General features: G+C 58.6%; 17 protein-coding genes. 8 read left to right on the top strand and 9 right to left on the bottom strand.

Going from position 1 to position 13,592, the window contains the following annotated elements; translation table 11 throughout:
- Nucleotides 1–21 precede the first annotated feature (21 nt).
- From KW403_RS01315 to KW403_RS01290, 6 genes are all read right to left on the bottom strand, one after another.
- Complete coding sequence (locus tag KW403_RS01315; RefSeq protein WP_223020990.1) at nt 22–1,134, bottom strand: methylenetetrahydrofolate reductase; 1,113 nt, start codon at nt 1,132–1,134, stop codon at nt 22–24.
- Nucleotides 1,131–1,727 (bottom strand): methylenetetrahydrofolate reductase C-terminal domain-containing protein, encoded by a 597-nt coding sequence (locus KW403_RS01310; RefSeq protein WP_223020989.1) that lies wholly within the window; start codon nt 1,725–1,727, stop codon nt 1,131–1,133. Before KW403_RS01310 ends, KW403_RS01315 begins: the two co-directional genes overlap by 4 nt.
- Nucleotides 1,714–2,016 (bottom strand): virulence factor, encoded by a 303-nt coding sequence (locus KW403_RS01305; protein WP_223020988.1) that lies wholly within the window; start codon nt 2,014–2,016, stop codon nt 1,714–1,716. Before KW403_RS01305 ends, KW403_RS01310 begins: the two co-directional genes overlap by 14 nt.
- A 111-nt stretch (nt 2,017–2,127) precedes the next feature.
- Nucleotides 2,128–2,745, bottom strand: a complete 618-nt coding sequence (locus KW403_RS01300; RefSeq protein ID WP_246637940.1) for an exopolysaccharide biosynthesis protein — start codon at nt 2,743–2,745, stop codon at nt 2,128–2,130.
- Nucleotides 2,746–2,887: 142 nt separating this feature from the next.
- Nucleotides 2,888–3,517, bottom strand: coding sequence for a DUF4893 domain-containing protein (locus tag KW403_RS01295; RefSeq protein WP_223020987.1), 630 nt, complete (start codon nt 3,515–3,517; stop codon nt 2,888–2,890).
- 81 nt (nt 3,518–3,598) lie between these two features.
- Entirely contained in the window at nt 3,599–4,231 is a 633-nt protein-coding gene (locus KW403_RS01290) for a DUF1638 domain-containing protein (RefSeq protein ID WP_223020986.1), read from the bottom strand.
- A gap of 49 nt (nt 4,232–4,280) precedes the next feature.
- Here KW403_RS01290 and KW403_RS01285 point away from each other — a divergent pair, with 49 nt between their 5' ends.
- On the top strand, nt 4,281–4,439 hold the full coding sequence (locus KW403_RS01285; protein WP_223020985.1) for an entericidin domain-containing protein: 159 nt from the start codon (nt 4,281–4,283) through the stop codon (nt 4,437–4,439).
- Nucleotides 4,440–4,469: 30 nt separating this feature from the next.
- On the opposite strand, the gene KW403_RS01280 is transcribed toward KW403_RS01285, so the two are convergent.
- Nucleotides 4,470–5,168 carry a corrinoid protein gene (locus tag KW403_RS01280; RefSeq protein WP_223020984.1) on the bottom strand — a complete coding sequence of 233 codons (699 nt, stop codon included), beginning with the start codon at nt 5,166–5,168 and terminating at the stop codon, nt 4,470–4,472.
- Between the two features lie 308 nt (nt 5,169–5,476).
- On the opposite strand from KW403_RS01280, the gene KW403_RS01275 reads away from it, so the two are divergent.
- From KW403_RS01275 to KW403_RS01255, 5 genes are all read left to right on the top strand, one after another.
- The gene (locus tag KW403_RS01275) at nt 5,477–5,947 is read left to right on the top strand and encodes a hypothetical protein (protein ID WP_246637849.1); all 471 of its coding nucleotides are present in this window, start codon (nt 5,477–5,479) and stop codon (nt 5,945–5,947) included.
- 357 nt (nt 5,948–6,304) lie between these two features.
- Nucleotides 6,305–6,763, top strand: a complete 459-nt coding sequence (locus KW403_RS01270; RefSeq protein ID WP_246637847.1) for a hypothetical protein — start codon at nt 6,305–6,307, stop codon at nt 6,761–6,763.
- A gap of 108 nt (nt 6,764–6,871) precedes the next feature.
- Nucleotides 6,872–7,330 carry a hypothetical protein gene (locus KW403_RS01265; protein WP_223020983.1) on the top strand — a complete coding sequence of 153 codons (459 nt, stop codon included), beginning with the start codon at nt 6,872–6,874 and terminating at the stop codon, nt 7,328–7,330.
- 7 nt (nt 7,331–7,337) lie between these two features.
- Entirely contained in the window at nt 7,338–7,724 is a 387-nt protein-coding gene (locus KW403_RS01260) for a hypothetical protein (protein ID WP_223020982.1), read from the top strand.
- Nucleotides 7,725–7,901: 177 nt separating this feature from the next.
- Nucleotides 7,902–9,476 (top strand): trimethylamine methyltransferase family protein, encoded by a 1,575-nt coding sequence (locus KW403_RS01255; protein ID WP_223022387.1) that lies wholly within the window; start codon nt 7,902–7,904, stop codon nt 9,474–9,476.
- A gap of 2 nt (nt 9,477–9,478) precedes the next feature.
- On the opposite strand, the gene KW403_RS01250 is transcribed toward KW403_RS01255, so the two are convergent.
- A complete protein-coding gene (locus KW403_RS01250) occupies nt 9,479–10,264 on the bottom strand; it encodes an META domain-containing protein (RefSeq protein WP_223020981.1) in 786 nt (261 codons plus the stop codon).
- A gap of 184 nt (nt 10,265–10,448) precedes the next feature.
- Here KW403_RS01250 and KW403_RS01245 point away from each other — a divergent pair, with 184 nt between their 5' ends.
- Together KW403_RS01245 and KW403_RS01240 are read left to right on the top strand one after the other, a co-directional pair.
- Nucleotides 10,449–11,498: an aldo/keto reductase gene (locus KW403_RS01245; protein WP_223020980.1), complete on the top strand. Its 1,050-nt coding sequence runs from the start codon at nt 10,449–10,451 to the stop codon at nt 11,496–11,498.
- A gap of 151 nt (nt 11,499–11,649) precedes the next feature.
- Nucleotides 11,650–12,576 (top strand): alpha/beta fold hydrolase, encoded by a 927-nt coding sequence (locus KW403_RS01240; protein ID WP_223020979.1) that lies wholly within the window; start codon nt 11,650–11,652, stop codon nt 12,574–12,576.
- A 60-nt stretch (nt 12,577–12,636) separates the two neighbouring features.
- On the opposite strand, the gene KW403_RS01235 is transcribed toward KW403_RS01240, so the two are convergent.
- Nucleotides 12,637–13,350, bottom strand: coding sequence for a L,D-transpeptidase (locus tag KW403_RS01235; protein WP_246637846.1), 714 nt, complete (start codon nt 13,348–13,350; stop codon nt 12,637–12,639).
- Nucleotides 13,351–13,592 lie beyond the last annotated feature (242 nt).

Raw genomic sequence — 13,592 nt, 5'->3', positions numbered from 1 at the left:
CTTCGAGGCCGACAGGAACTGTCATTCGCCGGACGCCTCGCTTGCGTCCTTCACCAGATCGACGGGCGCTTCGCTCGGATTGTCATGCAGGATGTGGTCGAGCCGCTCGGCCACCATCGCATCATCGAGGCCCGGCTCGCGCTTCCACGGTTTGCGGCCTTTCAGGACGCCAGAATCATGAACGATTTCGGCGACGAATTCCTCCTGCCGGTAGGCCATGACGTGGATGCCGGAAACGCCTTCGATCTCCTTGACCTCATTAATGATGTCGATGCACAGGCGCTTGCCTTCTTCCTTCTGTTTTTCCGCCCCCTCAAGCCGCGTGATGACCGCGTCGGGAATGTGCACACCGGGGACGTTCGAGCGGATCCAGCGGGCGGTTTTGGCCGACGCGAGCGGTCCGACGCCGACCAGAATAAAGCATTTTTCGTCAAGCCCCATATCGCGCACGCGTTTCATGTATTCCTTCAGCATCGGCACATCGTAGCAATACTGGCTTTGGACGAACTGCGCGCCGGCTGCGATTTTCTTGGCAAGCCGGTGAGGGCGAAAATCGAAGGGCGGGGCGAATGGATTGATGGCCGCGCCGAGGAATACGGCGGGGGCCGTGGTGAGCGTGCGACCGGAAAGGAATTTTTCCTCATCACGCATGGTGCGCACGGTTTGAAGAAGCGACATGCAGTCGAGATCGAAGACAGGCTTTGCGCCCGGCTGGTCGCCTGCCTGCACGCCATCGCCCGTCAGGCAAAGGATGTTGCCCACGCCCATGGCAGCCGCCCCCAGAACATCGCCCTGAATGGCGATGCGGTTCCGGTCGCGGCAGGCGATCTGCATGATCGTGGCGTAGCCCATCCGGGTGAGAAGGGCGCAGATGCCCATGGAGGACATGTGGCAATTGGCGCCGGACGCGTCCACCGCGTTGATGCCGTCTACCCATCCGTCGAAGATCGCTGCCCGTTCATAGACATCCTGCGCATTGGCGCTGTCGGGTGGGTTGAGTTCTGCCGTGACCGCAAATTCGCCGCGCCGGAGCACGCGTTCCAACCGTCCACGCGAGGAATGACCGGGCAGGGGCTCCAGCGGCAGATCGACACCGTCGGGATGTTCGTCGATCTGCGGCGGGCGGGGCATCATGCGGCGCGGTTCCCGGTAGCGTCTCGCTCGCGTGCAGCCTGTGCCGTGACCCGCAACCAGGCGGAACTTTCTCTCAAGGATTGATCGACGGCTTTCTGCACATCGAAGATCGCTTCACTGCCACGCATGGTCTGTGCGCCTTCCCAGGCTTTGACCCAGACGCAGGGCATGTCCGGCTCCACCTCGCAGTTCCCGTTGCTGCGCACGCCGCCGCAGGGGCCGTTGCGCAACTGCTTGGGGCAGTTCATGGGGCATGACATGCCCGTGGATGAGAGGATGCACTCTCCGCACATGCGGCAATCGAACATCAACCCCTTTACTCGGCGCTCGACGAATTTGACCGGTGTTTCCACCCGTCCGTAGCCGATGGCATTCCAGAACGGGTGCAGGGCCAAAAACACGCTGGAAAGACGCGCATAGACCCATTCCAGCAGCCGGGCATGGCGCACAGACCAATGCCGCATGGTGTAGCGGCGCTGGATGCGGCGCTGCGGCGAAACATCGGCTGGCTTGTAAGCAAGGGTTTCGCGTGCGCGTTTCACCAGCGTTGCGTGAGTGATCGTCGCTTGCCTTGTGGGGCTATCGATCAGCATGGCCACCCGCCTCAACGAGCGCCAGCAGGCGTTCCCTGTCGAAATTGAGGTTGATCGCCTCGAGAGCCAGATCGGCCTCTGCCTCCAGATCGTCGCCGACGATGACCGGTTCGCCGCGCCGCCACTCGGCGAGATAGGCGTCCGTGTCCTGTGCGCCGACGCGCATGGCGCACATGTCGATGGCCTCGGTAAAGCGGACGGGCAGTTCGCGCTTGGCTGTCTGCCGTCCCTTTTTAACGATCACCTGAGCGGGGATGTCGCGCCAGTATACAACGATCAGCTGGGCCATAAGCGCCTGTTCCTTCCTCGGTTTTCAGAATTGCCGCATTGCTGAGCGCCCGCTTGCTGCGAGGCGACGTGCGTGCATTCAAATGCGACGTAGGGAAGGAGAGGGGTGACCTCAGTGCATGACGGCGCCGGCCATCATGCTGGCGCCGACCACCACGCCGGCAATCACCATGAGGGACAGAACACCACAAGTGACGGCGATGCCGAGAAGCACGCCATCGCGCTCGGACAGAGCCAGTCCGATCAGCGCACAGGAGAAGGCGGGAAACCAGTTGCCCAGCGGAATGGGCAGCGTCACGGCGATCGAGAGGATCAGGGCGGCAAGGCCGATGATTCTGTCGGCATGATCGCGTGCGAATGGCCAATAGCGGGGCTTGATAAGCCGCTCCAGCCAGATCAGGCGCGGAATGAGCCGTTCGCTCATGTGGCGAAACTTGTCTGCACCGATTGCCTTGTTGAGCAGAAACTGCGGCAGCCAGACCGTGCGATTGCCCATCACCATTTGCAGGGCGACAAGAACCAGTGGGGGGCCGAGCACGAGCGTGCTGCCCGGGGGGAAGGGCAGAAGGTTCAAGCTGGCAAAGAACACGAGAAGGGTCGCAAAGCTGCGATCGCCGAGCGCCTGGCGGATCTGGCCTATGGTGACCTTGTCTTCAGCGTGCTTCGCGAGATCGCGAAAAATACGCGACAGCCGGCGCGGAGGTAACTGAGCTGGCGGTGCGCCCAACACCGTGTCCAAGTTCGTTCCCTCCACCATCATTCCACTCTTCTCGACAACCGATCGAATCCCGATCCGGGTGACATACAGTTATGTCCGCATGCGGTTAAGCCTTCATGACAGAAGCTGCAAGCATCGTTCGACTGTTTGCAGCTTATCGGGCCTGGCGGAACTCGAGAATATCGAGCACGGATTCACGCTCCGGGGCGGGAAATTCCATGCGCCAGCCATCGTCGCGGCCGCGAAAAACATAAGCCACCTGATCACTCTCGCGGCCCGAGCCATAGGAGGGCGGGCGGTCGGTCGAGACGTAATAGCTGCCGAGATAGATCAGTCGATTGTCGGTGTCGGTGTAAAAGCGGCCCCTGGTTCGCTGCGACCCGGTCAGCTTTTCCAGCACCCAGCTGGCTCCATCGTCACCGACCTTGCAGCGGAACCAGTCATAAACCACGAGTGGAACAAGACCGCCGGCTTTGATGGTGCGGCACTCCCATTCGCCCGCGAGATCAAATCCGTCGAACGAACGTTGATCCCGCTTCTCGATCTCTTCCAGAATTGCAACATCCGACGCTGCCCCGCCGGATTTCGCCTGCTTCACGGCTTCGGCACGTATCCGTTCATAAGCGTCGAGACGCGCGGCGTCGCGGTAGGTGATGTCCTGCATCACCGTGTCCTTTTCAAAGCCGGCCCGTTCCATATCGAGTTTTTCCTGAACCAGCGACTGTGCAAATACCGGGACCGAGCTCAGGCCGAAAGCCAGAAGGGGAAGGAAAATACGATGCATGAAAATTTCTCCTGAAAATCGCGCAATATGCTGGAAATCTGCATCGTTAATGTAACCATTTCATGGCGTTGAACGGGTCGATCAAGCGCTTGGCAGCGTGGATTCGAGCGCGTTTGTCAGATCGCCGTAACCCGTTTGGCGCTTTTCATAGGCCAATCCCAGAAACTGCGCCGCGTTCTGAGCGACGCTCTCGAGTTGCGGATCTTCCGTCTGTGCGAGGTAGACGAGCTTCTCATAATTGCCGAAAAAGTCGTCGATCAATTCGGGGTGTCGATCGAGACCGAGGGGTTTCAAGAAGAAGGCGTCGAACTGGCGGCACAGAAAGTCCGTCATGTAGAAGGAAAGCATGTCCTTTTCGGCGACGGCATTGAAGGCTGAAAGCCCCTGGTAAAATGCGAAGCAATGCGGGCCGTCGATGCGCGCAACGCCGTGTTTTTCACAAACCCGGTCGAGCGCTCCGCCGGTGCCGCAATCCGCGTATCCGACGAAAATATTTCGATAACCCGCCGCGCGCGCTTTGACGATGGCGGCGTCCATGGCGGGGGCGATGCGGCCTGGGCGATAATGAAATTCCGCGGGAAGGCAAGTCAGCTCCAGGTGTGTGAAGCCAAGTGTCTCTCGCACGGCCAGAACCTCTCGCGCGATCATGCCGCAGGCAATCACGAGAACCTTTTCGGGACCGAGAACTTTTTCCGGTTTCGTGCGTTGCTGCATTGTTGCTGTCCCGTTGATGCGGGCGGTTTATCTGTGATGGAGACAAACCATGAAATTGTCCGTTCTTTCCCGGCTGGCTATACTCATTCTTGTTGCCGGTTCCACTGCCGGCTGCGCCAATACAATTCGCGGGGTCGGCAAGGATACCGCCAACGCGGTCGATGCGACACAGAGCGCGGGGCGCGACATCTCGCAATCCACCTACTAGAATCTGCCCGTCGGGCGACCGTAGCCAGGATCAGGCGCCAGCCGATACGTTGTGCTTGCGCTTGATCAGTTCCTTGGCCATTTCAACTGTCACTGCGGCGTCGCGGCAATAGGCGTCTGCTCCCACCGCCTTGCCAAACTCCTCGTTCAGCGGCGCGCCACCGACGAGCACAATATACTTGTCCCGAATGCCTTTCTCTATCAACGTGTCGATCACTACCTTCATGTAGGGCATCGTGGTCGTCAGCAGTGCCGACATGCCGACAATGTCGGGCTGATGTTCCTCGATTGCATTGAGGTAGTTTTCAACCGGGTTGTTGATGCCGATGTCGATCACGTCGAACCCGGCACCTTCCATCATCATCCCCACCAGGTTCTTGCCGATGTCATGGATGTCTCCCTTCACCGTGCCGATTACCATCTTGCCTTGCTTCGGGGCGCCTGTCTCGGCAAGAAGGGGTCGAAGGATGGCCATGCCAGCCTTCATGGCGTTGGCGGAAAGAAGCACTTCCGGAACGAAAAGAATGCCGTCGCGGAAATCCTCACCGACGATCCTCATGCCTTCAACCAGAGCATCGGTCAGCACCTCATAAGGTTTCCAGCCGCGGCTCAGTAGAATGTGCGTGCCTTCCTCGATCTCCTCTTTGAGCCCGTCATAAAGGTCGTCATGCATCTGCTGCACGAGTTCGTCGTCGGGAAGCTCCGAGAGAATGATTTCGTCGTCGGACATGCTCTGCCTCCTGCTGGTCATGTCGCGCGGGCGTTGCACACAGGCCGCGCTCATGTTCGGCCGCGATGTTGTATTGCCACCAGAATACGGTTCGAAGCAGCTGAATATATAGCTGATTTGCGACTTGCGCCGTCAGGAAAGCGACGACGCGACACAGCCGGCATCGGCGCGGAGGATGTCGAAATGAATTGATTGTATTATTATGATTTATAAATCAGAGATTGAATTTTAGCGGTATGTTAAGCGGTTTGCGCTTTCATATCCTCCGTAAGAGGGGGCTTGTCTGCTTGTTTGTAAGGAGCAGGGACATGTTCAGAACCTCTCTAACCGCAGTTTTGTTGAGCGCCGCTTTTATTGCGCCCGCCGCCGCCGTGACCAACAAGGTCATCTTCAACGGCAGTGTGATTTCCACATGTCTGATTACTGTAGAAACACCTGGTCTTCTGAGCACCAACGGCGCATTGACCACCCTTTCTTCCACCGAAGCTGGCGGCGTTTCAGGTACGGCAACCATTCTGACCACCGGCGGGAACTACAGTCTCTCGACCTCCGCACCGACCTCCTTTTTCCAAGCTCCCCAGTATGGCGATGACGATGTCACCTTCTCCACCCAGTACAGCGCGTCAGGGGTGACCACGCTTCTCGATGTTGTGGGTTCGGTAACGTCTCCGCTCGGGTTTGGCTTGACCAATGTCAATGTCGATCTGTCCGCAACGAAGACGGTCGGTGTTTTTCCTGCCGGAAATTACATCGCCGAGGTAACGCTGACCTGTGAGTAATTCTGTCTGGACGAATGTCGTGCTGGCTGCGGTTTTCGCAGCCGGTTGCGGCGCAAGCGCTGCGCAGTCGATGACGCCGATGCGTGGCAAGATATCGAGTTTTGACGACACGTTTTCAGTGCGGGTTTTTCCCTACAATCCCTATCCGCACAGAATTCGCATGGCGGTGAAAGTCTACGATCAGGACTTCCGACCGATCGCTGCACAGGTTTCTCCTGCGGAAGCAATGGTTGGAAGCCAATCGTCCCGCGCTGTCCTCGTCTCGATAGGGTTCAACGACCAAAGGGTCAGACGTGTCAGGATCTGCGCCGAAAGTGTGCCGTTCCCTGGCCGCGGTACAAATATTAAGGCTCAAGTATGCGGACGTTTCATAGCTTATCGTATCGATTGATCGGGGCCTGCGCGCTCGTGGTTCTGAGCGCATCCGTCGTCTACGGGGATAGTGATCAGTATGTCATCAACCAGAACCAGACAGGTGTGACCCTGCCGGGAGTTGTCATGCCGAACGGCTTTGACGAGATCAGGGCTGCGGACGGAACCACCTGCCGAGCATCCATGGCAAATTCCGGTGCCTATCTCGACTCGGGTGTCATTGGAGACAACAGCTCGCAACGCATTTCCGCGTATGGACGACTGGTTGTGCCTCTGGGGCAAAAGCCAAGGCGGCTTGATTGCGACAAACTCTATCAGCTGGAGCTCAAGCGGCTGGAACTGGAGGTTGAACTCATGCGGCAGGGGCTTGACCCGCGCATGCGATCAAACTCGGAGGGGAACTGGGCGAATGACGCTTCATGGTCCAATGAGGGCAGGCGCTAAATGCGCCTGTTCTCTATCATAATTGTTTGTTTTCGTGCCTTTATTTTAGTTGACGGGATATTTTTTGACTACTAAATGGCGCCCTTGTTTTCAACCTAGGGTTTTGTCATGAAGTATATTCTTTCTAGTGCGCTGTTGCTTCTGGGTACCGTTTCCTCTTTCGGGACGCAGTTGGATATTCCTTTTCGAGCCAGTCTCGAGGAGAGTTGCACCATTGAGCTTCAGTCCGACGGTCTGCTCGTTCGGGATGGTCTCGATGTTCTGGATTCGGCCGCTGCCGGTGGGCGCGCTGGCCGGGCCACGATCTACGCGACCGGTGCGGGGTTTCAAACGTCGCTGGATACGCCGCAGGCTTTTTCGAGAGCGCCGCTCGGTACCGGCGAAGCGACCTTTACAACGACCTACAGTTCAACAGGAGCGACAACCACTCCAAAAGTGGCGGGCTCGACCATGACATCGCTGGAAGTGGGCGCGAGCACCCTTTCAGTCGATCTGCGCGCGGTGGCGAGCAACGCTATCTTTCACAAAGGCGAATATGAAGCCTTTGTCACGGTGACCTGTGAGTGAAGGTGACATGTACAGATTGATATCCGTGGCGCTGATTGCGGCTTGTTTCGGATCGACTCCGGCCTTGTCACAATCCATGTCGCCCATGCGGGGAGAAATCCGCAGTTACACTGACAGTTTCGCCGTGAGGGTTCAGCCCCGAAATCCGTACAAGCATCGCATAAATGTGGGCATTCGTGCGTATGATGCGGATTTCAGGCCAATTGAGGCACGCATATCGCCAGCGGATTTCTCGCTTGGCGCCGGTGCTTCGCGCTCGGTTCTGGTTGTTGTGAATTTCAATGGAGCGCGTGAGCGACGGGTCCGTATCTGCACCGAGAGCGTGCCCCTCTCAGGCAAGGGAGTGGGTATGAAGGCGCAGATCTGCGGAAAGTTCATTGGCCATCGCCTTTAAGGACGGTCGGCCTCGGGCCGCCTGGATAAGACGCAGGCTGGCCAATGTTTCTGGTTCGTTCAGCTCATCAGTTGCGACACCATCTGCCGCTGGCGGAACGGAGGTTGCGGCTGCAAACGCTAGGCTCACACGGTGAGCTTATGATGATCCTGGCGTGGAGTTTGAGCGATGACGATGATGGCCAGTGACGAGGAAACACGGGATCTGCCGCGCCGGAGCCGCTCCGGACGCGGCGAGCGCGGGGGCGCGGCGGCGCGCAGGGCGGCGCGAAGCGGTGGCGGGCCAGGGCTGCCACTAAGCTATATCCGCCGGTCGCTGAAACCCTATGAGGTGCTCGATGAGGAAGCGCTTTCGCTTGTGGAGGCGAATGCCGACACGGTTCTTGAGGAAATAGGGATTGAATTCCGTGATGATCCGGAGGCGCTCTCTCTCTGGAAGGAGGCGGGAGCGGATGTCGCCGGAGACCGGGTGCATTTTCCCAAGGGGTTGTGCCGGCAACTCCTCAAGACGGCCCCCTCGATCTTCACTCAGCACGCACGCAACCCGGAGCGTTCGGTCGAGATTGGTGGCAACACGACGGTTTTTGCGCCGGTCTATGGTCCGCCTTTTGTGCGGGATCTAGAAGGCACCAGACGCTACGCGACGATCGAGGATTTCCGCAATTTCGTGAAACTCTCCTACATGGCGCCATCGATCCATCATTCGGGTGGTACCGTATGCGAACCGGTGGATGTACCAGTCAACAAGCGCCATCTCGACATGGTGTTTGCGCATATGCGCTATTCCGACAAGCCCTTCATGGGCTCTGTTACAGCGCCGGACCGTGCTGAAGACACGGTCGCGATGGCGAAAATCCTTTTTGGTGAGGATTTTGTCGACCAGAACGCGGTGGTGATCAATCTGATCAACGCCAACTCACCCATGGTTTTCGACGAAACCATGCTGGGAGCGGCGAAGGTCTATGCGCGGGCCAATCAAGCGTGCATTGTCACGCCGTTCATTCTCGCCGGTGCCATGAGCCCGGTGACGGTTATCGGCACATTGACGCAGGTGCTGGCCGAAGTTCTGGCCGGTGCCGCCTTCACGCAGCTGGTTCGTCCGGGAGCGCCGGTTCTGTTCGGGACGTTCGCTTCGTCCATTTCCATGCAATCGGGCGCGCCCACTTTCGGCACCCCCGAACCGTCGCTGGTTTCCTACGGGGCAGCGCAGCTTGCGCGGCGTCTCGGGCTTCCCTTTCGAACCGGTGGCTCGCTCACGGGCTCCAAGATTGCCGATGCTCAGGCGGCATATGAGAGCGCAAACACCCTGAACTCGACGGTTCTCGCAGGAACAAATTTCGTGCTCCACGCCGCCGGATGGCTGGAGGGCGGACTGGTCTCATCCTACGAGAAATTCATGATGGATGTCGATCAGCTCGGCATGCAACAGCGCCTATGCGAACCGCTCGACATTTCGGAGAACGGTCAGGCGATGGACGCGATCCGCGAAGTCGGACCGGGTAGCCATTATCTGGGATGCACCCACACGCAGGCCAATTTCCAGACGGCGTTCTACCGCTCGTCCATTGCTGACAACAATTCCTATGAACAATGGGCGGGAGAGGGCGAGAAAACCGCGGCGCAGCGCGCCAACCATCTCGCCCGAAGCTGGCTCGAAATGTATCAGGCTCCGCCGCTCGATCCGGGCATCGAAGAGGGCCTCCTTGATTTCATCGCTCGCCGAAAGGAATCGATGCCCGACGCCTTCACGTGAGATCAGCCAGCCGGAAACGCGCGAAGCTTTCGACCGTCGATTGTCTGTAGCACTAGAGCTCCTTCGGGCGTGGTGGCGTAAAGTTTAAGGTCGGTCAGTATGGACAGGAATTTTTGCTCCTGGTCCATCAAGGCTTCGGCACAGGCCATTTTCGTGGTGGCAGCCGGACCCAGCGTCAGTTTGCCATTTTCCTCGGTCCAGTTCGCCGAATAGCTGTTGCACGAGGCGCGCCCGCTGACGCTACCGTTTCCGGCGAAGGTGAGGGACACGCGCGAGCTGTCTATGATGCCGCGGCCGTCGATGTCTTCCACCACCCACTCGGTATCGATGATTGCATCCATGGTAGCACGGGTGAGCCGGGACGCCGTTCCCGCAGGAACGAGGAACAAAGTACCGAGATCGATTTCCCCCTGTTCGGGGTCGATCAAAACCGCTTCCGAGCTCCAACGCTGTTTTTCGCCATCGTGAATGGCAGCGTAGAAATTGTATGCCTTTTCCGGCGGCAGTTTCTGTTTCTCGACCGAAAGGCTGAAGGCGATTGGCACCTGCTTGCCGTTGAGTGCAATCCTGGTTTCGGCGAGAGGGGGTTCATCGTCGGAGGCCATTGCATTACGGAGCACAACAATCGCAACGCTGTCTTTTGGCAATGCCATGCGCACGAGATAGGCGAGTTCTCCGGAAATCGTGAGCATGGTTTTCTCTTTTTGCTGTGCAAGCGCGTTTGTGCCGATGACGGCGCTGGCTAGAAGGGCAATGGCATTGAGAAGGATGCGACGTCGAATAAACATAAAGTCCTCAATCTGTTCTGGACGTTCTGAAAGCGCTGGCTGTGACAGGCTTCTGGTACCATATTATGGCGTATGGAATGGTCAGCGTGTCGCCCGGCGGATGAAAACTTGCGTGTGGTGGCAGCCGGCTTATGATATGGCAACTGGCGCGTCCGCGCCTGATTTCAGCACCCGGAGAGTTTTGATGGAAAAGCGCCGTCTTGGACGCAGCGATCTCCTTGTTTCGCAGATTTGCCTGGGAACCATGACCTATGGTGAGCAAAACACCGAGGCGGAAGGTCACCAGCAGATGGACCGTGCGGTGGAGCGCGGGGTCAATTTTCTCGATATGGCCGAATTATACCCGATCCCACCGAAGGCGGAGACTCAGGGCCGCACGGAACGCGTTGTCGGAACCTGGATGAAAGCGCGCGGAAATCGCGATCAGGTGATCGTAGCCTCCAAGGTGATTGGCCGCACGGCCAATGAATGGTTCCGGGGCGACAGGCCGTCAAAGCTGGTGCGGGCCGACATCATGGATGCCATCGACAAGTCGCTTGCCCGGCTGCAGACGGACTACATCGATCTCTACCAGATACATTGGCCAGACCGCGAGAATCCATTTGGCTCGAACCCGACGCGAGTTACGGCGGTGTCGGAGCCTCTGGCCGATGAAACGCCGATTGCGGAAACGCTGGCAGTGTTCGATGACCTGGTGAAAGCTGGGAAGATCCGTCATTTCGGCCTTTCCAATGAGAGTTCCTGGGGCGTCATGCGGTTCATTGCCGAGGCCGACAAGGGGGTGGGGCCGCGGGTCGTCTCGTTGCAGAACGCCTACAATCTCATGAACCGTACATTTGAAGTGAATCTCGCCGAGACCTGTCAGCGTGAAGAGGTCGGGCTGTTGGCTTACTCGCCGCTGGCCCAGGGCTACCTCAGCGGAAAATACGATGACGGCGCGATGCCCGAAGGGTCGCGCAAGGTGCTGTTCGATCGTCTTCAACGGTACGAAAAACCGGGTGGGCCGGAAGCTGCCAAGGCTTACAATTCGATGGCGCGGGAATTTGGACTGACGCCGGCGATCTTCGCGCATGCGTTTGTCAATTCGCGGCCTTTCATGGCCTCTAACATCATTGGTGCGACCACGATGGCTCAACTCGAAGAGGCGCTGGATTCTCTCAATGTGAGCTGGACCGACGAGATGCAGACGGCTGTCGATGATCTCCATCAGCGGATCGGCAATCCGAGCCCCTGAGAAGCCTGGGGGCGGTGCAGGTCGGCGGCATCGTTCTTGAATGAATTTCAATGGAATCCGTTTTCCTGTCGGATCGGGATGGTTTTCTGCGTCCTTTGAGCATCGCAATGACGGTGCGTCGCAGTGACGGCCGGTTTGACAGGAGAGCGCGATGTTCAGAACTGCCCTTGCCGCCGCATGTGTGGCCTGGATGCTCACAGTATTCGCCGGCACGTCAGCGCGCGCCGAAACGGGGATGTCCCAGCCTCTCAGGAGTGGAGAGGTGGAAGCTGGCGGCATTCAGTATCACTACCAGATCCACGGGGAGGGCGAGCCGCTGCTCCTCTTGCATGGAGGGCTTGGGCTGATCGAGATGTTCGGGCCGGTGTTGTCCATGCTTGCAGCCGAACGGGAAGTCATTGCCATCGACCTGCAGGGGCATGGACGCAGTGAACTTGGCGATCGCCCGATCAGTTTGGAGGCCATGGGCGATGATATGGCGTCTATTCTCGATCAACTGGGTTATGATCGTGTGGATGCCATGGGCTATTCCATGGGAGGCGGTGTTGTCCTGCGTCTGGCCGTGCAGCATCCGGAAAAGGTGCGGCGCGTCGCGCTGGTCTCGACGGGCTTTGCACAGGATGGCTTTTATCCGGAAATGCTTCCGATGCAGGCTCAGGTGGGGGCCGGTATGGCCGAGATGATGAAGGACACGCCCATGTATCAGTCCTATGCGGCCGTGGCGCCGGATCCCTCTCTCTTTCCGGAGTTGCTCGACCGCATGGGCGCCTTCATGCGCAACCCCTACAATTTCGCTGAGGATGTGAAGACGCTGAAAATGCCGGTGATGCTTGTGTTCGGCGATTCCGACATGTATCGGCCCGAGCATGTTGTGGCGTTTTACCAGCTTCTTGGAGGCGGACTGAAGGATGCGGGCTGGCAGCGCGAGAACATGTCTCAGAACCGCCTGGCAATCCTGCCGAACCTGACGCATTACGACATCGGTGTGTCGCCAAGGCTGGCTGAAACCGTGTTGCCATTCCTGAACGATGACCAGATCAACGCGCCTTGGACCGCGGATGACCTCATGCGCAAATAGGCGCGCTGTGGGAGAACGTTCCTTGCCGGCCGAAAGCCGGCAAGGTTTTTCTGTTCTGTATCAGACCGTGCCTGGCTCGGGCTGTCCGCCGCCGAGCACAACCATGCGTGAGCCGCGCGGGACGCGCTTGAAGAGATCGATGATGTCGTGATTCAGCAAGCGAATGCAGCCTGATGACACAGACCGGCCGATCGACCAGGGCTCCGTGGTGCCGTGAATCCGGTAGAGCGTGTCCTTGCCGTCCTTGTACAGATAGAGTGCACGCGCTCCCAGCGGGTTGTCGAGACCGCCTTTCATGCCAGCTGCAAGCGGCCGATAGCGCTCCGGCTCGCGGTTGATCATGGAAAGGGTCGGAGCCCAGTTCGGCCATTCCGCCTTCCGGCCAATGACGCCATCGCCTTCATATTCAAGCCCCGCCTTGGCCACCCCGATCCCATAGCGCATGGCCTTGCCGTTCTCCATGATCAGGTAGAGGAACCGGTTTTCCGGGTCGACGACAATTGTGCCCACCGGCTCGCTGGTCGGATAGTCGACCATCTGGCGCAGATATTTGCGATCCATCTTCGTGACATCGACTGCCGGAATGATGGTGCCATTGTCATCGATCTCGCGGTACATCTCCTGATAATAGGAGAGCGTGGGGCCGGGGACGTCTGCCGCGGGGATGGTGCTGCGGCCCGTGGTGGTGCAGGCGGCTGCGAGGGCAGGCAGGAGCAGCAGCAGGGCGAGCCGCGCAACGCGGGGGGCTGCGCGTGCAACATGGATAGGAAACAAGAAGACTCTCCTTAGGTGTGGTATTCCGGATTTCATGCGGGTGGTTCGCGTCTTCGGCGCGGATGCGCAGAAGCATTGGAAGGCGCTTGGCACGCGGTTTCCGAGAAAATGTGGCAAAGACCGGACCTGTGCCCGAATGTCGCGCGAATTGCGTCCTTCAGCCGATATCTCACCAGGCAGTGAGGCATTTTTCCCACAGTCGGTGGCCCGTGAAATCTCTCCCAATGGCGTTTGTGGCTGGC

Origin of the sequence: Nitratireductor kimnyeongensis (assembly GCF_019891395.1) — a bacterium.
In the GTDB taxonomy this organism is placed as follows: domain Bacteria; phylum Pseudomonadota; class Alphaproteobacteria; order Rhizobiales; family Rhizobiaceae; genus Nitratireductor; species Nitratireductor kimnyeongensis.
The sequence above is the reverse complement of the archived record's forward strand: the minus strand, read 5'-3'. Positions and strand labels throughout refer to the sequence as shown.